Origin of the sequence: Desulfoprunum benzoelyticum, from assembly GCF_014201505.1 — a bacterium.
Classification (GTDB): Bacteria; Desulfobacterota; Desulfobulbia; order Desulfobulbales; family Desulfocapsaceae; genus Desulfoprunum; species Desulfoprunum benzoelyticum.
Genome location: NZ_JACHEO010000002.1, coordinates 322,976 through 344,772, shown reverse-complemented (window position 1 = coordinate 344,772; position 21,797 = coordinate 322,976). Strand labels below are relative to the sequence as shown.

The window sequence follows — 21,797 nt, the reverse complement described above, 5'->3', positions numbered from 1 at the left end:
CAGTGGCCGCTGTCAACACCATCTTACCCGAAGGACAAGGGCTTGCCAAACACACTCTGCCATATCGCCCTGCAGGCACCGGTGCACAGGGCGGCGTTATCGGACAAGGTCCTGCCGTGGGTCGTGGTCGGCTGCATCATTCCGGACATCCCCTGGATCCTGCTCCGGGCATCTCTCACCCTCGGACTGGCGGCGCCATACACGATCAGGCTCTACGCCACCATCCAGGCCAGCCTCCTCTTCTGCACTCTTTTGTCGGCCGTCGTGGCCCAGTTCTCCCGTCGGCCGGCGGCGACCTTCGCCATCCTTTCCGGCAACTGCCTGTTCCACCTGCTGCTCGATGCGACCCAGGTCAAATGGGCCAACGGCGTCCACCTCCTGGCGCCGTTCGACTGGTCCGCGCAGCAGTTCCATCTGTTCGACCTCGACCATCCCCTCGGCACCCCGCTGACGGTCGCCGGGCTGATCACGCTGCTGTGGTGCTGGCCGCGGATTGTCCGCCAGTCGATCTGGGCCGCCGCCATGCCCCCCGGCCGGATTGCCGCCGCCGCGACCTGTCTTCTTCTCTACTTGGCCAGTCCCCTCCTTTTTCTCGACAATCTCGAACAGACCGATTTCCACTTTCTCCATACCCTGAAAGATAAAACAGCCCGCCCCGGAAAGTATGTTGAATTCGATCGCACGACCTATGATCGGGCGACCCGGGCCGTTACCATCTTCAGCGGCGAGACGATCAGGTTGGAGGGAACGACCCCGGACCAATCCGGATCGGTGTCGATCCGGGGCCGATTCGTCGCCGCGGATACCGTGGCGGTCACCGACTACCGGCTGCACAACCGGATCCGCAACCCGGCCTCGATGCTGGGGATTATTCTGGCTTGTGTTCTGATACTGCAAACGATTATACTATCGTTATTTTCTCGTATCCCCCACCAGACAAAGGATGACAATCATGAAGACGGTGCTCAAGGCGATCCTTCTCCTCCTTCCCCTTCTCCTCCCGGGTCACGGCCTGGCCCAGAAGGATGAAACGATCACCCTCAATCTCCCGGAAAGCGTGATGGCCAGGACCGTCCAGGCGGTGCTGCCGCTCGACATCGATGCCAGATCGGAAGGACTCCAGGGAACGATCAGGATCATTCGCATCGACGACCTGCAGTTCGGCGACAGGCACCTCTCCTGTCGGCTGCACGTGGCCGGCAGCGACCTGCGGATCGTTTCCGAACTGGCCGGTCACCAGATCAATCTCAAGGTCGGGGAGGTCGAACTCGATTTCAACTGCAACGCCCGCCTGCGTTTTGATCGGCAACGCCAGATCCTCTATATCAAGCCGGTGGTCGACAGGATGAACGCGACCCAGAACGGCGGCAAGGGCGATCTCGGCCAGGCCCTGGTGTCATTGCTCAACGGCCGGGAATTTCCGGTCTCGATGCAGGACATGAAACCGCTGGTGGCCAAAAGCGGCGGCAAGACCCTGATCATCGGGATGAAATTCGTCAACATCGAGGCCCGCCGGGACATGCTGCAGTTCAGCCTGCTGCCGGAGGTAAGCACCAGATAGCCCCTTGCCCTACCACACCAGATCGTCAGGGATCTCGTAGCCGGCGTAGGCATCGTCGGCGGTCGCTGCAGCATTTTTCGGATCCCTGTTCCACAGGACGATGACCGCCGGATCGAGCCGGATGATTTTCTCGGCAATGCCCGCCGGGATGACCTCATAGGCAGGACCGGAACGGCTGATGGCCAGCAACCCCCGGCTGAGGCCGTCCACCATCGCCGCCGCGACGAAGATCCGCTGGACCTTGCCGCCGTCGGCAAACCGGAAGGCCGTTCCCTGCCGGTCCTGAGCCAGGCAGTGGCTGGCGATCAATTGCCTGACCTGCTCCGCCTCCTGCTTGCGCCGCAGCTCTTCCTCGCGCTGCTGGTTACGCAGACGCTCCCTTTCCTTCTTCTCCGCCTGCGCCTGCAGGGCCAAGGCCTTGTTTTCGTCGACGATTTCCTGAGCCCGGCTTCTCTGCTGCTGTTTTTTGGTCAGGTACTGCTTCTTCTTGACCTGATCGACCTGTTTCTTCTCGACCAGGCCCAGTTTCAGCAACTGTTCCCGAAATGAATTTCCCATCGATGACATCTCCTTCGATTCCCCTGCTGCCTTGACTTTACCAACGGGACAGTGCCCATGCACCGCCGACCATTCCGGGACTCATTCTAGGTGACGGATCAACCAATTGCAACGATTCTGGCAAGCACTGCCGCTGACCGGATCGCCGACAGCGTCTCAGAGAAGCAGAAATTCCTTGAACTCGCCGCGCATGCAGTGGTTGGAGGCCATCGAGGCCGAATAGGCCCCGGCATTGATCAGGGCCAGGAAATCGCCTGATGCTACCGGCGGCATCGCAACATCGGCGTACCAGACGTCAAGGGCCTCATTGATATTGCCGACCAGGGTGCACCGCTGTTCGCCCGGCCGGCGACAGACCGGAACCGGTTGAAAAGGGAGGCCATAGACCGCTGGTTCGACCGCGATGTTGAAGCCGGCATCGACGCCGACAAAGACCGTGTCCTTCTTCTTTTCCACCGCATTGACCGTGAGAAGCAGCAACCCGGCATCCTTGACCAGGTAATCTCCGGGTTCGACTTCGATCTGCAGCCGCCGCTGCTGGAAATGCCGGCTCAGGATTGCCGCCCACAGCGACAGATCGAGGGGACGGTCCCGGTCGGTATGAGGGACGCCGAGACCGCCGCCGACATTGACGGTCGTGACCGTAGCGATCCGGTCGACGAACCACAGGCATTCCTTTACGACCTTTTCCCAGGCGTTCAACTGCGGCGTCAGATAACCGCAACCGGTGTGGAAGTGGATCCGCTCGATGGTGAGGCCATACCGTGCCGCCAGTTCGAGGGCCTCGGCGAACTGTTCCCGGTAGAGCCCGAATTTGGTCGTGCGACCGCCACTGTACTGCAGCATCTCGTTGTCGGCCCGACCGACGCCGACCGCCGGATTGACCCGGAGGCCGATCTTCCGCCCCGGCCGGCGCTCCCCCCATTGCCGGATCGAATGGAGGGAATCGCAGTTCATGACCAGGCCGTCAAGCCGTGACAACCGATCGAAATCCCGGTCGGAGAGACTCGTCGCGGTGAACGAGATCTCGGCCGGGGAAAATCCGCAACCGACGGCATGCTCCACCTCCTGCGGGGAACAGGCGTCGATGCGGCAGAGGCCGCTGGTCTTCATCCAGGTCAGCAACGGAGCGAAACGGTTGGCCTTCATCGCATAGTTGAGGCGATGCCGACCGGCGAAACCGGCCGCATCGAGAACTCCATGCAGCCGGGCCATGTTCGCCGCCACCCGGCGGGCACTGTAAAAAAAAGAAGGACTGCCGTACTGATGCGCCAGATCCGCCGCCACCCGGCCGGCAAAGATCAGGCGGTCAGCGGCATAGCGCAGATCGTCGCGCTCCCACCATCCGTTCATGGCCGCCTTCAGCCGACGATCTTGTTGATTGGGATATCTGTCAGGTTTTCGGCAATATAGCCGGCAGTCTGCTCTTTTCGGCCGGTGATCCAGCCGCGGCAGTTTTCAGAGCCGCAGCTGCAGGGAAACTGTTTGAACAGCACATCCTCGGTCTGGGCATAGTCCATGAAGAGGTAATCGCCGGGGCGGATGTCCCTGATGGCATGGACCACCAGATTGTCCATGTCGAGATGCACATTCGGCGAACAGGAGTGCAGGAAATAACCGGAAAAATAGACGTCGTAGAGGTGGACGCCGGGCCTGATCTGCAGGCTGTGCTGGCGGATGTCATCAATGATTTCGCCGGCCAGGGCGGCAATCAGATCTCCTCTGGCAAAACCTCTGCGGGCCACGACCCCCTTGCCGACGACTTCATCCTTGACCACCACCTCGAAGTCCTGCCGGCGCGGAAACAGCACATTGCTGCCAAAATGCGATGGGTACATTGCTTCTCACTACTCTCCATGTTGAGAATACCTGGATAGAGCCAGGCAGCTTTGCCGATTCGAACCCGGTGGACGCCACCGGTTCTTCCAGCGTGATTACACACATTCATTGCACATTCGTTTGCAAACCCGGCGCGGCTGCCTTCAATCCCATCGCTGTCGTAAAATACCCCTGTCCTACCTCGTCCGCTGGTCGATCGGCGAGTAGACCAGGTCGCGGGGGCCGGTATATTCCGCCCGCGGCCTGATCAGGCGGTTGTTCGACCATTGTTCGAGGATATGCGAGGTCCAGCCGACGACTCTGCTGATCGCGAAGATCGGGGTGAACAGCTCGGTCGGGATCCCCATCGCATGGTACAGCGAGGCGGTATAGAGGTCGACATTGGGATAGACCTTGGTCTTCTCGAGCACGACGCGCTCGATTTCCCGGGTGATCGCATAATTCTTGCCCTCGCCGGCCAGTTCCGAGATCGATTCGGCACAGTCGCGCAGAACGGCGACCCGGGGATCCTCACAGCGGTAGACCCGGTGACCGAAGCCGGGGATCTTGACCTTGTTCTCGAGTTTGTCGAGAATGTAGGGCTCGGCGTTCTCCGGCGTCCCGATCTCTTCGATCAACTGCATCACCTCCATGTTGGCGCCGCCGTGCAGCGGTCCCTTGAGGGCCCCGATGGCGCTGGTGACGCAGGAGTAGATATCGGCCATGGTTGCCGCCGTCACCCGGGCTGCAAAGGTGGAGGCATTCAACTCATGGTCGGCATGGAGGATGAGGGCCATATCGAAGGCCTCGACGATCTTCGGATCAGGAACCTTGCCCTTCAGGGTATACAGGAAGTTGTAGGCAATACCCTGGCCGGGAATCGGGTTGATCGGCTCGTTCCCCTCGCGGAGACGCTGGTGGGCGGCGATCAGCAGAGGCATGCGCAGGGTCAGGCGCTGGGCCTTGCGCAGACTGGCATCGAGGGCGGTGTTGCCGCTGTCCGGATCCCAGTGTCCCAGAGAGGAGACAGCGGTGCGGAGCACCTCCATCGGCGTCACTGACTTCGGGAACATCCGCAGGATCATGACCGTGTTGCTGGGCAGGGCCATCGACCCGGTGAAACCGGCGAGGAAGGCCTTGTACTCGGTAATTCTCGGCAGACAGCCGTACCACAGCAGGTAGGCGACCTCCTCGAAATTACTGTTCATCGCCAGATCGATGGCGTTATAGCCGCGATAAACCAGGCGGCAGTTGTCGCCGTCGATAAAGCAGATATCCGACTGGCAGGCCACGACGTCGGCAAGCCCCGCTTCCGACGTCTGTTTCACTTCCGGTTCCTTGATGCAGTTCTTTGCCATGTTAACATTCCTGTAACCAATTGATCACCCTGCCGTGACACACACCGGCGATCGTTTCCAGCCGGCAGGGCTCTCTTTTTCCGTTCATAGTATTCTGGCACCGGGATCGCCTTTAGCATATATGGTGCCAGATCCGTTTCACATACGTATCTACCCGATTTCAAACATTTTCCACCTCGGAAAGCACAGCCTTTCAGCCTCTCGGCGGAGAAATTTCGGCACTGTGCTTCCTTTACTGCTTTACCAACTTGTTTTCTTTACCAATAATCTGTATTTTTGAAACACCGGATTCGGTCATCAACGCAACAATACAATACCTTTTCGGTTCGACATCAGCATATAATAACAAATATTCCTGCGATGCGAACCACCTCCGCCAGGGATTCTGGTGAATTTTATCGGTATCTGTATACCGTTTTTATCAAGACCCTGGTTTACGCCCCGATTTCAGGAACTGAAATACCGTTTTAGGATATCATGCTCACCAGATTGATTTTTGCCCTGAAGAACACCGAACTGCAGAGACTGCTGGAAAACACTATTTCAATGGTGGCCGATGTGCAGATCGAATCCTTCGGTCACAAAAAAAACCCGTGGCAGAAGGTCGTGCAGAGCTGCGGCGATATCATCGTCATCAGCGACTCCCTGATCCCCCAGCCCGTCGAGTCGGGGATCTCCACCCTCAACAACCTCCCGGAAAACCCGACGACGGTCATCCTCCACGATATCGACTCCGCCGAAAAACAGGCGCAGTTGGTGGCTGCCGGCGCCGATGCCGTGCTCTTCTCCGGCATTTCAATCAAGAGCCTGAGCGAGGCCATCGAGGCGACCCTCGAGTCCCGGCGTCAGTTCTTCCAGCTCGAACGGTTCGACCACCGGGGCCAGGCCAAGCCGAAGATCAACGATCTCAAGACGAAAAGCGAGATCATGCAGATCTTCATGAACGAGGTGCAGCAGGTCGCCCCCAGCGACTCCCTGCTCCTGATAACCGGTGAAACCGGGGTCGGCAAGGAACATCTGGCCAAGGTCATTCACGCCGAAAGCCCGAGGGCTGCGGGCCCCTTCATCGCCGTCAACACCGCCGCCCTGCCGGAACAGCTCCTCGAGAGCGAACTGTTCGGCCACAAGCAGGGGGCCTTCACCGGCGCCACTCGTTCGCGGCGGGGCGCCTTCGAGCAGGCCCATGGCGGCACGATCTTCCTCGACGAGATCGGCGAGATGCCGCTGCATCTCCAGGCCAAGCTGCTGCGGGTCCTGCAGGACTACGAGATCAGACCGATCGGGGCCGAAAAATCGACCTGGGTCGATGTCCGGGTCATCGCCGCGACCAACCGCAACCTCGAAGAAGAGGTCGTCAAGGGCAATTTTCGCAAGGACCTCTTCTACCGTCTCTCCGTCGTCACCCTGCACATCCCGTCGCTCAGGTACCGACGCGAGGATATCCCCGCCCTCGCCCGCCGCTTTCTGATGCATTACAAGCACAAGATCGGCCGGGACGTCCGCCAGATCTCCGAACCGACGATGAAGGCCCTGTGTCGCTACGACTGGCCGGGCAACATCCGCGAGCTGATGAACGTGATCGAGCGCTCGATGCTCCTGTGCAAGACCGATGAGATATCGTTGCAGGATCTGCCCGGCGTCTTTCACAGCGAGGATTTTTTCTCCCTCACCCACTCGAACGGGGAAAAGACCGCGCCCAGCAACTGGAAGGGCAAGACCTTGTCCCAGGTGGAGCAGGAGGTCACCGATGAGGTCGAGGATCTCTACCTCCGGATGGTGCTGACCAAGAGCCAGGGCCGGATCAACCGGGCTGCCCAGCTCGCCGGGCTGAACCCGCGAGGACTCTACAACAAGATGAAACGACTGGGACTGAACAAGGAGGACTTCAAGAAAAAAACCGGTTGAGTGCCTTCCCCGCCGGGATCACCACCCGTCAGGCGGACGTACCCGCCATCCATTCGGCCGCCAGCGCCCGCCCGGCGCCGACCAGATCGGCAAAGAACCTCTCGACATGTCCTTCGTCGACTGAGACGTTGGTAATCAGCAGCCGCAGGAGGAGGCGGCCCTCGACATAGGCGCAGCCGATCATGCTGATCCCTCGCTGATACAGTCTGGTGCGCAGGGCGAGGTTGAACCGGTTCGCCTCGGCCTCGGGCCAGCGGTACCGGAAACAGAGATTGAACGACTCGCGCGGGGCCATCTGTTCCAACTCCGGGTGTCTGCCCAGACATTGCTCGGCATAGCCGCAGAGCTCGAGAAACCGCTCGATCCGAGCAGCCAGGCCGGCCCGTCCATAGAACTTCCAGTCGAGAAACCATTTCAGGCTGTCGACCCGGCGACCGCACTGCAGCGATGAAGGGCCGAGATCGAGGAGACCGTCCTCGCCATCGTCGCGGAAGAGATAGCTGCCGTCGCCGGCCGCCAGGGACGACCGAAGCATATTCTCCCCCCGGTTCAGCATCAGGATATTGCAGATCAGCGACGAACCGAGCATCTTGTGAAAATCCATGGTAAAGGAATCGGCCTTTTCCAGCCCCGGCAGATAGCGGCGACGCAGAGTCTCGCTGAGCACCGTCGCTCCCCCCCAGGCCCCGTCGACATGGAGCCAGAAACCGTACCTGGCCCGCAAGGGAAGGAGCGGTTCGATCGGGTCGAAGGCCCCCCGTACCGTCGTCCCGGCAGTGGCGGCGACGAAAAACGGCTGCCTTCCCTGGGCTTCGGTCTCAGCCAGCCGCTGCGCCAGGATATCGACATCCATGCGACCGCGATGATCGACCGGGACCCGGACCAGCTGCTTCAGGCCCAGGCCAAGAATGTTGGCCGCCCGATCCATTGAATAATGGGCATCGGCGTTGACATAGGCGACGAGCTTGCCCCTGCTGACCCCCTCTTCCTTTACCGCCGGGTCGTAGAGGTTGCGGGCACACATCATCGCAATCATGTTGGCATTGCTCGATCCGGTCGTCATCTGCCCCTGGCCGCCGGTGAAACCGACGATATCGAGCATACGGTCGATCATATAGTTCTCGAACAGCGTCGAGACCGGGGCGCTCTCGTAGGTGCAGGCCGAGGTATTGGAGATGGCGGTGACGATCTCGCCGATGACGGTCGGCAGACTCGCCCCGCTCCACATCCTGTTGACAAACGACGGGTGGTTGGTCTTCACCGCATAGCGCAGGTATTTGTCGACCCAGCCGAAAAGGTTCTCCCAGTTCTCTTTGCCTTCAGGATCGTCGAGCTGCAGCAGATTCGTGAGTTCTTCCGGATTATGGTAATCGAGAAAGGTCCCCGACCGCTGCTCTCTGTAATATTGTTCAACAATCGCAAAAAGTTGCGAAAACACCTCGTTCTCTTCCATACCTACCTCACTTGATTGCGGTACGACCATCACTGGATGCAAAGACGGCAATTCTACCAGCCTCCACCGCTCAATCCCAGCATTTTTCTGCGGACGCCGGAACAAGCTGAAAAATCCTGCACGGCGCCGTCCCGCCAGAGGAAGATTGCCGGTGCCGAGAGGGGCAGCGGCTACGGATTTTCCTTTTCTTTCCCGGCACTGTCCTTTAAACCTGAGCGAAGGCTGGCGTGACCCATAAAGCTTTTTCACCCAAGGGCGGCAACAGGATGTGTTGATCACTGAGGACAACAAGAAAATATTGAAGAAATTCATCAAGCTGGCATCTGAGCTTGGAAATGCTCTGTCCTATGACCAGTTGACCGGATTTCTTTACGGTATCGCCATTACCCCGGAGATTCTGCCGCCGAGCGAATGGATACCGTTGATCTTCGCCGGTAAAACACCGGAATTTCCCTCCATGGACCAGGGCCGGGAGACCTGCGATGGCCTGATCCAGATCCAGAAGACCTTCAACACCGCCTTCCGTGCCGGCAGCCTCGTCTTTCCTTTCGATATCTTTTCTTCCAGGGCTGAAACGTTCGATGCGATTCTGGAGTGGACTTTCGGCTTCGACCTGGCTTTATCCCTGCGCCCCGACATCTGGGAACCGGAAGAATCATCATCTCTGCCGCCGGGTATGATCCACGATGTCCTCTCCAGCCTGATGGTGGTCGAGGGGTTGCTGGCACCCGAGATCAGAAACGTTGTCTTCGACCGCCTGCCGCAGGAGATCATGAAGGAGGCCGTTACCGAGACCGATTCCGCTCCAGGTGACACCCCGGACCGGCAGTTGGCCGTGCTCCTGTTTACCCTGCCGATGGCGATCGACCAGTTGCAGAAGTATGCCGGTTTCCTGGATGCAATGAGAACAAAGGGATTGGGAGAGATTGGAGAGGCGGGGGCGCCCGGGGAGAAAGCAACGGCGCCGGCGACAATGGGCAGGCTCATCCGCGGCCGGTTCCCGCGGTCGCACAGGTAGGATTTGGGAAAATCACGGGGAAGAACAGGCGCCGGAGGCGATTGCGACCGGTTTGGCGGGGAGGACTGCAGCAGGATCAACGAACTGTAACAGCACCGTTAGCGCTGATCCTGCCGGCAAGCGGCCGCGACGACTTCAGGCTCAACTGCCTTTTACGGCTTCTCGACTCCTTCGCTCCGTTTGGTTGAGCATGTATTGATGGAGGGCCTCCTGCAGGGTCTCGGCCGCCAGGGCCGCGCAGTGCTCCTCTTCCTTGGGGAAGGTGCCGAGTTCTTTCAGCACATCCGCACCGGTGATACGGCAGACCTCATCGGGATTCCTGCCCATGGCCAGCTCTGCCGCAAAAGATCCGCAGAGCGCGCTCGATCCGCAACCGTCGGTAAAATAGGTGGCTTTCTGCACCACACCGTCCCGGAACTTCAAGTAGATCTCCATCGTATCGCCGCACGCCCCGCGAATACGGGCAAAACTGTCGGCATCATGCATCCGCCCGTGATACCGGGTCTTGCGCCAGCGTTCAAAACCGACATCACCGAAAGCGCGACGGACGTCGCTGAAGACCTCCTGCTGAATCTTTGCTACCGCAGCCTCGAACTCATCATCATCGATCGCCATTTTCACTCACCACCCCTGCTCTGCCCGACCCGACCCCAACGCACGAAGCCAGGCCGGCAGGATCAAAGATTACCAATGCCCCTCGGCGTTGGCCGTTGCAATATAGTTGATCTTTCCTTCGACAAAGGCGACGACCACATCCGCCACCGTCCCGCTTATATCACTGCCGACCTTGATGCCGGCCGCCTCCAGGGTCTGGAACGCATTCGGTCCGCAATATCCGGTTAACAACACCTCCGCCCCCGCTTCCGCAATCATCGTCGCCGCCTGGATGCCTGCCCCCTTGAAGGCACTGACATTGACCGCATTGTCAATGACCTTGAAATCCTTCGTATCGGTGTCGATAATCAGGATATAGGCAGCGCGGCCAAAGCGGGGATCAACCGCCGAGGTGAGATCCCGGCCCATCGATGTCACCGCGATTTTCATGTCTTTCTCCTTATGCTCGGTCCACTCAACGATTGCCGCCGCCACAGACCTGATTGTCCTCGATCACCATGAGTTTGCCGGCGATCAGATCCTCGACGACCGGCCTGATCGCCGCCCGCTGGTCCTCATGAAAGACCGTGATACCGACCTGCCGGAAACCCATCAGCGGCCGCATGCCGATGCCGCCGACCACCAGGGCGTTGACCTTGTGCTGGGCCAGCAGGCTGACCGGAACCATGCAGCCGCCCTGGGTATGTTCAACGTTGGGAATGGTCGACACCTCCTTGATGACCCCGTCTTCGAGATCGACGAAGGTGAAGACATCGCAATGTCCGAAATGTCCCGACCGCATGCCGTCGAGGCCACCCTCGCCTTCAGAAGGAATTGCTATACGTACCCGTGCCATGTTGTTGTTTCTCCTTGTTGTTGTGTTGATGTGACTACATTATCCGTATGCCAAGACTGTTCATCGCCGGCGAAGCGACGATATTGTGCCATATTTCCCGCACTGCCACGGCAATCCGGGAATCGTGCTGATATTCAATGACGCTCCGGGCCGCGATCATCGCTTCGGTGATCAGCGGATCGAACGGGACGCGGCCGACGATCTGCATCTTCCGCTCCCTGGCCTCATCTTCCAGTTTTTGGGTCATCTCCAGATTGAGGTCGAACTTGTTGATGCAGAGAAGACAGGGAACCCTGAAATGCCGTGCAAGATCAACCAGCCGGGACATGTCGTGCAATCCGGAAACCGTCGGCTCGACGACCAGTAGCAGGGCGGTTGCGCCGCCGATGGCGGCTATGACCGGACAACCGATTCCGGGAGGCCCATCGGTGATGATGATCTCCAGATCCTGTTCATCTGCCAGTCGCTGGGCCTCGCGGCGGATACAGCTGACCAGCTTGCCGGAATTCTCTTCGGCGATCCCGAGCCGGGCATGGACCATCGGCCCCATGCGGGTATCCGAGACAAACCACTCGCCGCATTTCTGGATCGGGAAATCGATGGCTTCTGCCGGGCAGAGATCAACGCAGACACCACAGCCTTCACAGGCGATCGGATCGACGATGAAGTCCCCGTCTATGGCCTCAAACCGGCAGAGATCGCGACATTGGCCACAACCGTTGCAACGTTCGGGGTCAATGACCGCCTTGCCGCCACCCATGAAATCGTGCCGTTGTACGACCTCGGGCGCAAGCAACAGATGGAGGTCGGCCGCATCGACATCGGCGTCGCAGAGAATATGGCGTCCGGCCAGGCAGGAAAAAGCAGCGGTCAGACTGGTCTTGCCCGTGCCGCCCTTACCGCTGACGATTACCAGCTCTTTCATTGCGCTGTCCTCCCCCTTGGTGTCGCCTTGACCCTTCCCTCGATCTGCCGAAACAGACTCTTGAATTTCTCTTTCCACTCAGGCATTTCCTCGACAATCATTCCGCCCCGGGAATAGGTTTCGGCGATGCGGCGATCAAATGGAATTTCCATCAGGATCGGCAGATCCTCCCGGCGGGCGTACTGCCGAACCCGGTCATCCCCCATGTCGGCCCGGTTGATGACCAGGCCGCAGGGGATATCCAGCAGTCGCACCGCACCGACCGCAAGCTCGAGATCATGGAGCCCGAACGGTGTCGGTTCGGTCACCATCAGGACAAAGTCGACCCCGCGCATCGCCGCGATGACCGGACACGAGGTCCCCGGGGGGGCGTCAATGATGACGGTCCCGTCACTGTCTGCCGCGGCGCGAACTTTTCGGATCAGAGGCGGCGCCATCGCCTCGCCGACCCTGATCCGCCCCTGGACCACCGGCACCCCGGCGCCGGTCCCCCATTCGACGACACCCAGTTCCCGGCTGCCATCAGCTATCGCCTGCTCCGGACAGACGACCTGACAGCCGCCGCAACTGTGACACAGCTCCGGGAAAACAAGGACTTTCTTCCCTACCACTGCAATGGCACGGAAGCGGCAGATGTCGGCACATTTGCGGCACCAGGTACACCGGCTTTCAACCACCTCAGGAATGAACGTCGTCACCGTTTCACTGCGCTCGATGAGCGGATGGAGAAAGAGATGGACATTGGGCTCTTCGACATCGCAGTCGAGGAGCGTGCACTCGCCTTTCATGCTTATCGCCATATTGGTGGCAACCGTCGTCTTGCCGGTACCGCCCTTGCCGCTTGCCACACTGATGATCATGTCCGCGCCCCCTGTACGGTATTCAAATCGAGCAGAGCACTGAACATCTCCACCTTCGCCATCAGGGCGGCGGCATCATCGCCGGAAGGATTGGGCGGAAGCTGCATCAACACTCCAAGCCCCTCCGTCGCCTCATGAAAGTCATCCGCCGCCAAGGCGCTGATCATCGCACAATTGATCATCGGATTGAGCCGAACGAGCCTGTTGACACAATCGATGGGATCCGTATCCGCAAGTTTTTCTCCCACCACCACCAGATGCACCGGTTTTCCTTGCACGGCATCGAGGGCGGCGGCAGCGGTACCGACCCCAATGATCTCTACCTCCCTATTCTGCCCCAGACCTGCCACAAATCTCGCCAGACTTTCATGTTCGTTGCTGGCCAGCACAATGCGCCGCATCGTATTCACGCTCATTCTTCCCTTTTCCGGTTTTTTTCTTCCAGTTGCCGAACTGTTGTCATAATCGCCTCCAGCGCCCGCTGGCTCGCCGCACCCTGTCCTGACGACACTCCATCCCCGGCACCACTCCCTTCTGGGACACACCCTGCCGCACCAGGAGCCATCCCGCCGCCCAGGCCGTTGAGCCCAAGCCCTCGACCACCCCCCTGGCCCCGGCAGGTTCCCTGCCCCCGACCGCCGCGCTGGCTCATTTCTCTCCACTGCGCTGCAGCATCAAGGCTTCTCCGACAGATCCCGCGCCCTCCGCCGGTCATCGGTCGTGCCCCCTCTCGTTCATCGAAAGTTGCTCCCGGCACGTTCCATCCCCCTTTCCGATTCATTCCCGGCATGTTCCGACCTCCTCTGGGTTTGTGATTCACTGATCACCGAGAGCGATCTCCCGATGTTTTCAGCGTGCTCCAATCATTGCGCCTTCTGCATCCTCCTGCACATCGACACCCCGGCATGGCAAAGGCGGATATTGATTGCCCGCGGGCGAAGGTCTCAAGGATCGTTTCCGCATCACCGGCAAGAAAAGGTATCAACTCGACGTCACAGGTTTCAATGATATTGGCCAGTTCCTGCGAAACCGCCCCGCAGATCAGGACCTGGACCCCATGTTTCCTGATAATCCGTATCATCCCGGGGAGATATCCTGCCTCGACATACTCCAACGCTTTCTCAACGACCTTGCTTCCCGCCATCTCAACGACGAGCAGAGTCCGCGCACAATCCAACACCGGCGAAACCCGGTCTCCCCAGACTGTCATGGCTACACGCATGGCCGATCCCCTTCGTTAGTTTATTGACATATGCACAGCAAGAGGCGTGCCAGAATCGGGAATCCACTTCGATTTCCAATGATTCTGATTAAAAATGGAGAGTTGCAGATGGGATGGGAGTGTGATTACAGAAAAACACCGGAGTGAAAAGATAGCAGGAATGCAATTCTTATCGTTGCATATCGTTGCACACAAATGCAACCATGCATCTATTTGGCGAGATGCTGACGGACCGATCGGCCGTCACGGTCGGGGAGCTTGATACCCATAGTCCGAAGACGGCGATAGAGGGTGGTCTTGTGCATCCCCAACTCCTCGGCCGTCGCCCGGCGGTTATAGTCGTTGCGCTTCAGGGCTTCGAGGATGATTTCGGCCTCGGTCGTGCGAATCGCCTGCTCCAGTTTCGGAATCTCCCCGGTCGTCACCGCCGGTCGTTCACCCCTCCGGCTGTCCTCCAGCGTCACAATACCGGCGGGGAGGTGGCGGACGCCGATCATTTCGTCGGCACAGAGGACAAAGGCATGTTCGATGATATTTTCCAGCTCCCGGATATTACCGGGATAATCATGCGACATGAGCAGCGCCAGGGCCTCGTTGTCGATACCGCTGACCGCCTTGCCCTTGAGGCGGTTCAGCCGGGGGATGACACGTTCGATCAACAGCGGGATATCCTCGCGCCTCTCCCTGAGCGGCGGCAGATGCAAGTGGATGATATTGATACGATAGAACAGGTCGCGCCGGAACATGCCGTCCCCCACCATCTGCGACAGATCGCGGTTGGTGGCGGCGATGACCCGGACATCGGTCCGGACGTTGACGATCCCGCCAAGGGGTTGAAACTCCCGCTCCTCGAGAACGCGCAGGAGCTTGACCTGAAAGGCCGGGCTGGTATCGCCCATCTCGTCGAGCAGGATCGTTCCCCCCTCCGCCGCGACAAACAACCCCGGTTTGTCCCGATCGGCGCCGGTAAAGGCCCCGGCCTTGTAGCCGAACAGTTCGGACTCGAGCAGGGTATCGGGCAGGGCGCCGCAGTTGATGGCCACGAATGGCCTGGCGCTGCGGTCCGAGAGGGTATGGATGGCCCGGGCCAGCAGCTCCTTGCCGGTGCCGGTTTCCCCTTCGATCAGCACCGTGCTGTCACTGCGGGCGACCTGCTGCAGGATCGAGAAGATCTTTTTCATCGTCCGGTTGCGGCTGACCATGTCCCCGAGCTGGACGCACCCGCTCAGTTCCCGCCGCAGTTCCTCGACCACACTGAGATCGCGGAAGGTCTCGACCCCGCCGAGCACTTTGCCGTCGGCGCTTTTGAGCAGCGACGTCGACACCGAAATCGGAATCCGCCGCTTGTCGCTGTTGACGATATAGGTCGACGAGTTGACGAAGGATTTACCCTCCTTCATCGTCCGTTTGAGGGCGCAGTCGCCCTCGCACATGTTCGACCGGAAGACCTCCCAGCAGTACCGGCCGACGGCCTCGTCGCGGGGAACGCCGGTGATCTCCTCGGCCGCCCGGTTGAACGAGGTTATCCGCCACTGATGATCGACGGTGAAGACCCCGTCCGATATGCTCTCGAGGACAACCTCGGTGGCGATGCTGGTGATGCTGTCCGGTGTTTTCGATGTGGTCATGGCCCCGGGATCTTTACCTGGTTGCGTTGCTGCCGGCGACGGCGATCGCCTCCCTGACGAAGGGGAGGATATTGCCGGCAATGATCCGGTACCCGGCCGGGTTGGGGTGGATACCGTCGTCGAGGTTGAGGGCGGGATCGGTGGCCACCCCTTGCAGAAAAAACGGCATGAAGATCAGTTCCTTTTCGGCCGCCAGGTCGGGATAGATGCGGTTGAACTCGCCGGTGTAGGCCGGGCCGAGATTCCACACCATCTTCATGCCGGCGAGAACGACGACGATATCCTTGCCTTGCAGGATGTCGACGATCTGCCGCAGGTTGTCCCGCACCATGGCGGGGTCGAGGCCGCGCAGACCGTCATTGGCGCCGGTTTCGAGGATGACGATGTCGGGGGCGAGGGTCAGCACCCAGTCGAGCCGGGCCAGGGTCCCGCTCGTCGTCTCGCCGCTCACCCCGGCGTTGACCACCTGCACCTGCATTCCTTCAGCCCGCAACGCCGTCTCCACCAGGGCCGGATAGGCCTCGCTTTCGGCAACGCCGTAGCCCGCTGTCAGGCTGTCGCCGACAGCGGCGATGGTCAGGGAGGCCGTCTCCTGCTCCGTCTCAATCGTCTGCGGCTCAGGGGCATCACGGCACGATGCGACGAGGAATCCGAAAACGACGATCAGCGCCAGAAAAATCTCCATCTTCATATGCGTTGTTCTCTCTTGGTGATGTTGGCGTCAGAGTTGCAAGGGCAATCTTCCCCCCATTTCCCCTGCCTCCCGGGGCGAAACCATGAAACCAGCAGCAGAGCGGCGATGATCGAGCAGCCGCCGGAAAAAGTGAAGGCCGACAGCGACGAGAACCGCTCGTACAGCCAGCCGAACAGAATCGAGGCCGGCAGCAGCATGAGGCCGGCGATGAGGTTGAACCAGCCGAAGGCCGTTCCTCTCCGGCCCTCGGGGGCGAGATCGGCCACCATCGCCTTCTCCACCCCTTCGGTAGCGGCCATGAACAGACCGTAAAAGGCGAACAGGGCGTACAGACCAAGGCCGTTGCCGCGCATCAGCCCCATCGCCAGATACGATACCCCATAGGCCAGGTAGCCGGCAAGCAGCAGCCGAACCCGCCCCCAGCGATCCGACAGCGCCGACAGCGGCGTCGAAAACAGCATCGCCACGGCGGAGACCGCGGCCCACAGCAGCGGCACCTGGGCCTGCGGCACCCCGAGTTCCTGGGCCCGCAGCAGGAGAAACATGTTCGAGGAGTTTCCCAGGGCAAAGATGCCGACGATCACCAGGTAGCGCCGGAAGGCAGGCGGCATGTCGTGCAGCCGCCAGGAAATTTCCACGGCCGGGCCCCGGGGAATCTTTTCAGGTTCACGAATTTTCAAGGCCAGGCCCAGGCACAGGACCGCCGGGACAACCGACCACAGGAAGATGTCCTTCAGCGACATCCCTATTCCCAGCAGCAGGGCGGCCACCACGGGGCCGAGCACCGCTCCGGCGTTGTCCATCGCCCGATGCAGGCCGAAGGCCAGGCCGCGCATATCCGGGCCGGCGCTGGCCGCCAGCAGGGCATCCCGCGGCGAGGTCCGCAATCCCTTGCCGACCCGGTCGGCAAACCGGATGGCAAGCAGCAACGGCCAACTGGAGATGAAGGCGATCAACGGTCGGCCGAATCCGGCCAGGGCATAGCCGAAAACGATCCAGACCTTCGAGCGGCGGGTGTAATCGACGATAATGCCCGAAAACAGCTTGAGGATGCTGGCCGTCGCCTCGGCTATGCCCTCGATGATCCCGAGCGCCTTCGGCCCGGCCATCAACACCGAGGCGAGATACAGCGGGATGAGGGGGTAGAGCATGTCCGACGCCGCATCGTTGACCAGGCTGATCAGGCCGACAAGCCATACCGCCTGGGGCAATCGGCGCAGCGTGCCGAACATCAGCGTTCTCCGGTCATGCCGAACTCGATCGGGGTCTTGATATAGAAGATATCGATCGCATCGTCCTGCAAGCGGGCGAACAGGCGATCCGCCTCCTCGCCGCTGACCGCCATCGTCACCTCGATCGGCTGCTCGGCCAGTTCGAAGAAATGCGCCGAGCGGATCTTGCGGTCATGGCCGAAACCTTCCGCCGCCGGAATCAGGGTCGCCCCATTGATGCCGAGATCCTGCGCCGCTGCGAGCAGATACTGGCCGAGCGGGACGCCATGGTGCTTGCGGTCCTGCTGGGTAAAGAAGGTGAGTTGGAATCCAAGCATGCGCTCTCTCCTGATCAGATACGTTGTAAAAGCACGACGGTGGCAAGGCCGAGCATCGTCATCAGCAGCGAGCCGGCGACATGGACGGAGATCGCCGCCCCGGCCCAGAGATAACGTCCCTGCTGGAGCAGGACGGTGACCTCGGCGGAGAAGGTGGAAAAGGTCGTCAGCCCGCCGAGAAAGCCGGTGATGACCAGGAGCCGCCATTCCGGCGCCAGACCGGGCAGACCGGTGAACACGGCCATCGCCAGGCCGATCAGATAGCCGCCGATCAGGTTGGCGGCCAGCGTCCCCAGCGGAATGGTCGGAAACACGGCGTTGAGGGCCAGGCCGAGCAACCAGCGCAGCACCGCTCCGGCGGAGGCCCCGACGCTGATGGCGATGATGGGATAAAGCATGACTGTCCTCAGGATTCGTTGCGGTCGGCCGCATGAAGACCGAGCCGAAGGCGGGACTACACCCGGTCCGGCACCCCTTCGACTGTAGCAGCAGCACGACCTGAAATCAAGGGCGGCCTCCCGGAAAGGCCGCGGTCGCCGCCGGGACCCATCGCCGCTATTCTCCTCCCTGTTGGCGCAGGAAATCGGCAGGTTTCTGGCGCAGGATGAAGACCGAACTGAGCACGCCGAGCAGGATCACCAGCACGACCGTCCCGATCATCACCGCCAGCGTCGCGGTCCAGTCCGCCCTGAAGGCGATCTCGAGGACAAAGCGGCAGACGGCCCAGTTGATCGCCTGGGCCAGGACGACGGCAAAAACGGCGCTGGTCAGCCCGATCAGCAGATTTTCATAAAAAAACACCGAGAGGACGAAGGAGGAGCGGCCGCCGAGGATCTTGTAGTACACCGCCTCCCGGACCCGGGCCAGGCGCGTCGCCAGGATCGAGCTGACCAGGATCAGGGCCCCGGCCAGCAGCGAGAAGGCGGCGAAAAAGGTGATGATGCCGGCCAGCCGGTGCATCAGGCCGCCGAGTTCGGCGGCGCTGGCGGCCATGTTGATGACGCTGACATTGGGGAAGGCGGTGACGATCCGACTCTCCAGCCCGGGAATCTCGGCCTTGTCACGATGAAGGGCGGCGAAATAGGTCTGCGGCGCCTGTTGAAGGTACTGGGGCGGGAAGACGAAGTAAAAGAAGGGATAGAGTTTGGACCTCGTCCTGGTCCGGATGCTCGTCACCTCGGCTTCCAGCGGCACCCCCTGGATGCTGAAGCGCAGGACGTCACCGAGTTGCATGTCGCCCATCTCGGCGACGGTGTCGAGGATCGACACCTGCAGGCCGACACTCCCGTCTCCGGCGACGCGGAAGAGGCTGGCCCCGCGCCGCAGTTCCTCATCGACCAGGAGTTCGTCACGATAGGTCAGGTTGAACTCCCGGGTCAGACTGTCGCCGCGGGGCGCCTCGCCCTTCTCCCGGACGACCGCCTGGCCGTTGATCGAAGTCAGGCGGGCGCGCACCACCGGAAAGAGCTCGACATCGTCGCCGACCAGGGCGCGGAAGCCGTCACGCTGATCTTTCTGGATATCGATACAGAAGAGGTTCGGGGCCGCGGCCGGGTAGGAATCGATAAAGGTCTGGCGCAGGTTGCGCTCCAGCAGGAAAATGGCGAGCAGGATCGCCAGCGCCGAGGACAGGGTGACGACGATGGCGCGGGTGGCGTTGCCCGGCCGGACCAGGCTGCGGACCGCCAGCCGCAGGGCGAGCGACCGAGGCGACAGCCTCCGGCTCAGCCGGAGGACGAGCCGGGTCAGCACTGACACCACCAGGATCAGCGCCAGACTGCCGGCAACGAACCACAGGCCGATCTCGAGATCCCGGAGTTGCAGGACGACCAGGGCCGTGAGGAGGACCAGACCGACTGCCCGGGTGAGGTAATAGACGACCGATCGATTGTCGTCGCTCTCCTCCCGCCGGAAAATCGCCGTCGGCTTGACCCGGTTCAGCCGCGACAGCGGCAGGAATGTGAAAAAAAACACAACTGCGAGGCCCAGCCCCATCCCCTGCACCAGGTCGAGGGTGGAGATCTCGACGTCGCTGCCGGGGGGCAGCAGGCCGGTGAAGAGCCGCGGCAGAAAGCCTTCGAGCACCAGCCCGGCCAGGCTGCCGGCCAGGCTGCCGATCATACCGAGGAGCAGGGCCAGGAGGAGATAATGGCGGTAGAGAAACCCCCTGGTCGCCCCCAATGCCTTGACGATCGCCAGGGTCGTCTCCTTTTCCCGCAGCAGGGCGGTGAGCGAACTCTGCATCCCGATCCCGGCGAGGAGCAGGGTGAAGAGCGAGATCAGCGAGAGAAAGAAGAGGAGGTTGTCGAAGAAGCGCTTGATCCGCGACCCGGCGGTGCGGAAGGTCTCGACCCGCTCCTGGCCGGCGATGGAGGCGGCCCGCAGCTCCGTCGCCAACGGCTCGACCGCGCTGTCGCGGCTGGCCTTGAGCAGGGTTTCGTAGTTGACCCGGCTGCCCTTTTTGATCAGATCGAGGGCCGCCAGATCGGCGCCGGCGACGAAGACCCGCGGCCCGAAACTGAACAGGTCGACCGGCCGCGCCGACTCATAGGTCACGACATCGGCGATCCGCAGCCGGGCCTCGCCAACGTCGATCACGTCGCCGATCCGCAGCTGCAGCCGCTGCAGGACCTCGGGGGCGACGACGACCTCCCCCGCCTTCAGCGCCTGATTCAGCCGCCGCCCCGATTGCAGGTCGATTCGACCGTAGAACGGGTAGCCCTCGCCCACGACCTTGAGATTGGCGAACAGTGTCTGCTGCCCTTGGGAACTGCGGATCAGCGAGTAGAAGCCATAGGTGTCGACGGCGGCGGCAATCGTTCCCTGCCTTTGCAGGCGGTCGATCGCCCGCCGCAGGCCCGGCGACAGCTCGTAGTGGGAATGGAGGATGACGTCGCCGCCATGGAGGGCGCGGGCGTCACCGGTGATGCTGTGATCGATGTCGCGGCGAAAGCCGTTCAGGGCAACGGTCGTGGCCAGCGACAGGGCGACGCAGAAGATGAAGATCAGGGCCTGTTTACGGCCCTGCCAGAGCTCGCGGAGGAGGAAGCGGCGGTGCAGCATCAGATCCCCTCCTGCCCCTCGACAATCCGGCCGTCGCGCAGGACGATGATCCGGTCGGCGCGGGCGGCGATCTCCGGGCTGTGGGTGGCGAGGACAAGGGTGGTTTTTTCCTCCCGGTGCAGACCGGCCAGCAGATCGACGATGCCGCGGCTGTTCTCGGAATCGAGATTGCCGGTGGGCTCGTCGGCAAAGACGATCTTCGGCCGGTTGATCAGGGCCCGGCAGATCGCCACCCGCTGCTTCTCGCCCCCCGACAGCTGCTGCGGATAATTGTCCCGCCGCTCCCACAGGCCGACCCGCCGCAGCAGGGCCTCGGCCTTGGCTCCAGCCTGGCGGTCGCCACGCAGTTCCGCGGGGAACATGACATTTTCGGCGGCGGTCAACGACGGCACGAGGTGGAAGGCCTGGAAAACGAAGCCGGTCTCGACATTGCGTATCGGCGCCAGTTCATCCTCGCTCAGCCCGGTGATATCGCGGCCGGACAGCAGGATCGTTCCCGCCGTCGGTCGATCCAGGCCCGAGAGGAGGCTCAGCAGGGTCGTCTTGCCGCTGCCGGACGAACCGGCGACGACGATGAACGCCCCGGCCTCGATCTGCAGACTGACACCTCTCAAGATATGTTCACGCCGCTCGCCGATGGTATATATTTTCTCCAGGTCCCTGGTCTCGATGATGATCTCCGCCATTGCCGCTCCTGCCTTTTCGGAATATTGACAGCGCCTGTCGCCGCGTGGG

The 21,797-nt window shown here is 61.1% G+C and carries 23 protein-coding genes; 4 read left to right on the top strand and 19 right to left on the bottom strand.

Features of this window, described 5'->3' with window-relative positions:
* The first annotated feature begins 42 nt into the window (after nucleotides 1-42).
* Complete coding sequence (locus HNQ81_RS04045; protein WP_183348559.1) at nucleotides 43-1,029, top strand: metal-dependent hydrolase; 987 nt, start codon at nucleotides 43-45, stop codon at nucleotides 1,027-1,029.
* Complete coding sequence (locus HNQ81_RS04040; RefSeq protein ID WP_183348557.1) at nucleotides 953-1,561, top strand: hypothetical protein; 609 nt, start codon at nucleotides 953-955, stop codon at nucleotides 1,559-1,561. Before HNQ81_RS04045 ends, HNQ81_RS04040 begins: the two co-directional genes overlap by 77 nt.
* Before the next feature lie 9 nt (nucleotides 1,562-1,570).
* Here the strand turns inward: HNQ81_RS04040 and HNQ81_RS04035 are convergent, their stop codons facing one another.
* The 4 genes from HNQ81_RS04035 to HNQ81_RS04020 form a co-directional block, all read right to left on the bottom strand.
* Complete coding sequence (locus HNQ81_RS04035; protein ID WP_183348554.1) at nucleotides 1,571-2,119, bottom strand: DUF2058 domain-containing protein; 549 nt, start codon at nucleotides 2,117-2,119, stop codon at nucleotides 1,571-1,573.
* Between the two features lie 156 nt (nucleotides 2,120-2,275).
* Nucleotides 2,276-3,472 carry a diaminopimelate decarboxylase gene (locus HNQ81_RS04030; RefSeq protein ID WP_183348552.1) on the bottom strand — a complete coding sequence of 399 codons (1,197 nt, stop codon included), beginning with the start codon at nucleotides 3,470-3,472 and terminating at the stop codon, nucleotides 2,276-2,278.
* Between the two features lie 8 nt (nucleotides 3,473-3,480).
* Nucleotides 3,481-3,957 carry an SET domain-containing protein-lysine N-methyltransferase gene (locus HNQ81_RS04025; RefSeq protein ID WP_183348550.1) on the bottom strand — a complete coding sequence of 159 codons (477 nt, stop codon included), beginning with the start codon at nucleotides 3,955-3,957 and terminating at the stop codon, nucleotides 3,481-3,483.
* A gap of 177 nt (nucleotides 3,958-4,134) precedes the next feature.
* Nucleotides 4,135-5,295, bottom strand: coding sequence for a citrate/2-methylcitrate synthase (locus tag HNQ81_RS04020; RefSeq protein WP_183348542.1), 1,161 nt, complete (start codon nucleotides 5,293-5,295; stop codon nucleotides 4,135-4,137).
* Nucleotides 5,296-5,772: 477 nt separating this feature from the next.
* On the opposite strand from HNQ81_RS04020, the gene HNQ81_RS04015 reads away from it, so the two are divergent.
* A complete protein-coding gene (locus HNQ81_RS04015) occupies nucleotides 5,773-7,200 on the top strand; it encodes a sigma-54 interaction domain-containing protein (protein ID WP_183348540.1) in 1,428 nt (475 codons plus the stop codon).
* 28 nt (nucleotides 7,201-7,228) lie between these two features.
* On the opposite strand, the gene HNQ81_RS04010 is transcribed toward HNQ81_RS04015, so the two are convergent.
* Nucleotides 7,229-8,653 carry a pyridoxal phosphate-dependent decarboxylase family protein gene (locus HNQ81_RS04010; protein ID WP_183348538.1) on the bottom strand — a complete coding sequence of 475 codons (1,425 nt, stop codon included), beginning with the start codon at nucleotides 8,651-8,653 and terminating at the stop codon, nucleotides 7,229-7,231.
* 268 nt (nucleotides 8,654-8,921) lie between these two features.
* Between HNQ81_RS04010 and HNQ81_RS04005 the strand changes: the two genes are divergently transcribed.
* The gene (locus tag HNQ81_RS04005; protein WP_183348536.1) at nucleotides 8,922-9,671 is read left to right on the top strand and encodes a UPF0149 family protein; all 750 of its coding nucleotides are present in this window, start codon (nucleotides 8,922-8,924) and stop codon (nucleotides 9,669-9,671) included.
* Nucleotides 9,672-9,812: 141 nt separating this feature from the next.
* Here HNQ81_RS04005 and HNQ81_RS04000 read toward each other — a convergent pair whose 3' ends face one another.
* The 14 genes from HNQ81_RS04000 to HNQ81_RS03935 form a co-directional block, all read right to left on the bottom strand.
* On the bottom strand, nucleotides 9,813-10,286 hold the full coding sequence (locus HNQ81_RS04000; protein ID WP_183348534.1) for an iron-sulfur cluster assembly scaffold protein: 474 nt from the start codon (nucleotides 10,284-10,286) through the stop codon (nucleotides 9,813-9,815).
* A gap of 69 nt (nucleotides 10,287-10,355) precedes the next feature.
* The gene (locus HNQ81_RS03995; RefSeq protein WP_183348532.1) at nucleotides 10,356-10,715 is read right to left on the bottom strand and encodes a NifB/NifX family molybdenum-iron cluster-binding protein; all 360 of its coding nucleotides are present in this window, start codon (nucleotides 10,713-10,715) and stop codon (nucleotides 10,356-10,358) included.
* A gap of 25 nt (nucleotides 10,716-10,740) precedes the next feature.
* Entirely contained in the window at nucleotides 10,741-11,121 is a 381-nt protein-coding gene (locus HNQ81_RS03990; protein ID WP_183348530.1) for a NifB/NifX family molybdenum-iron cluster-binding protein, read from the bottom strand.
* 34 nt (nucleotides 11,122-11,155) lie between these two features.
* Nucleotides 11,156-12,046, bottom strand: a complete 891-nt coding sequence (locus HNQ81_RS03985) for a 4Fe-4S binding protein (protein WP_183348528.1) — start codon at nucleotides 12,044-12,046, stop codon at nucleotides 11,156-11,158.
* Entirely contained in the window at nucleotides 12,043-12,906 is an 864-nt protein-coding gene (locus HNQ81_RS03980; protein WP_183348526.1) for an ATP-binding protein, read from the bottom strand. Before HNQ81_RS03980 ends, HNQ81_RS03985 begins: the two co-directional genes overlap by 4 nt.
* Nucleotides 12,903-13,322 carry a DNA-binding transcriptional response regulator gene (locus HNQ81_RS03975; protein ID WP_183348524.1) on the bottom strand — a complete coding sequence of 140 codons (420 nt, stop codon included), beginning with the start codon at nucleotides 13,320-13,322 and terminating at the stop codon, nucleotides 12,903-12,905. The genes HNQ81_RS03980 and HNQ81_RS03975 overlap by 4 nt, the downstream gene beginning before the upstream one ends.
* Before the next feature lie 407 nt (nucleotides 13,323-13,729).
* A complete protein-coding gene (locus HNQ81_RS03970; RefSeq protein WP_183348522.1) occupies nucleotides 13,730-14,128 on the bottom strand; it encodes a NifB/NifX family molybdenum-iron cluster-binding protein in 399 nt (132 codons plus the stop codon).
* 209 nt (nucleotides 14,129-14,337) lie between these two features.
* The gene (locus HNQ81_RS03965) at nucleotides 14,338-15,756 is read right to left on the bottom strand and encodes a sigma-54 interaction domain-containing protein (protein WP_183348520.1); all 1,419 of its coding nucleotides are present in this window, start codon (nucleotides 15,754-15,756) and stop codon (nucleotides 14,338-14,340) included.
* Nucleotides 15,757-15,769: 13 nt separating this feature from the next.
* Nucleotides 15,770-16,447, bottom strand: coding sequence for an arylesterase (locus tag HNQ81_RS03960; protein ID WP_183348518.1), 678 nt, complete (start codon nucleotides 16,445-16,447; stop codon nucleotides 15,770-15,772).
* On the bottom strand, nucleotides 16,444-17,682 hold the full coding sequence (locus tag HNQ81_RS03955) for an MFS transporter (protein WP_183348516.1): 1,239 nt from the start codon (nucleotides 17,680-17,682) through the stop codon (nucleotides 16,444-16,446). Before HNQ81_RS03955 ends, HNQ81_RS03960 begins: the two co-directional genes overlap by 4 nt.
* Nucleotides 17,682-17,999, bottom strand: a complete 318-nt coding sequence (locus HNQ81_RS03950) for a DUF190 domain-containing protein (protein WP_183348514.1) — start codon at nucleotides 17,997-17,999, stop codon at nucleotides 17,682-17,684. Before HNQ81_RS03950 ends, HNQ81_RS03955 begins: the two co-directional genes overlap by 1 nt.
* Nucleotides 18,000-18,013: 14 nt before the next feature.
* On the bottom strand, nucleotides 18,014-18,397 hold the full coding sequence (gene crcB, locus HNQ81_RS03945) for a fluoride efflux transporter CrcB (RefSeq protein ID WP_183348512.1): 384 nt from the start codon (nucleotides 18,395-18,397) through the stop codon (nucleotides 18,014-18,016).
* A 157-nt stretch (nucleotides 18,398-18,554) separates the two neighbouring features.
* Entirely contained in the window at nucleotides 18,555-21,062 is a 2,508-nt protein-coding gene (locus HNQ81_RS03940; RefSeq protein ID WP_183348511.1) for an ABC transporter permease, read from the bottom strand.
* Nucleotides 21,062-21,748, bottom strand: coding sequence for an ABC transporter ATP-binding protein (locus HNQ81_RS03935; protein WP_183348509.1), 687 nt, complete (start codon nucleotides 21,746-21,748; stop codon nucleotides 21,062-21,064). The genes HNQ81_RS03940 and HNQ81_RS03935 overlap by 1 nt, the downstream gene beginning before the upstream one ends.
* Nucleotides 21,749-21,797 lie beyond the last annotated feature (49 nt).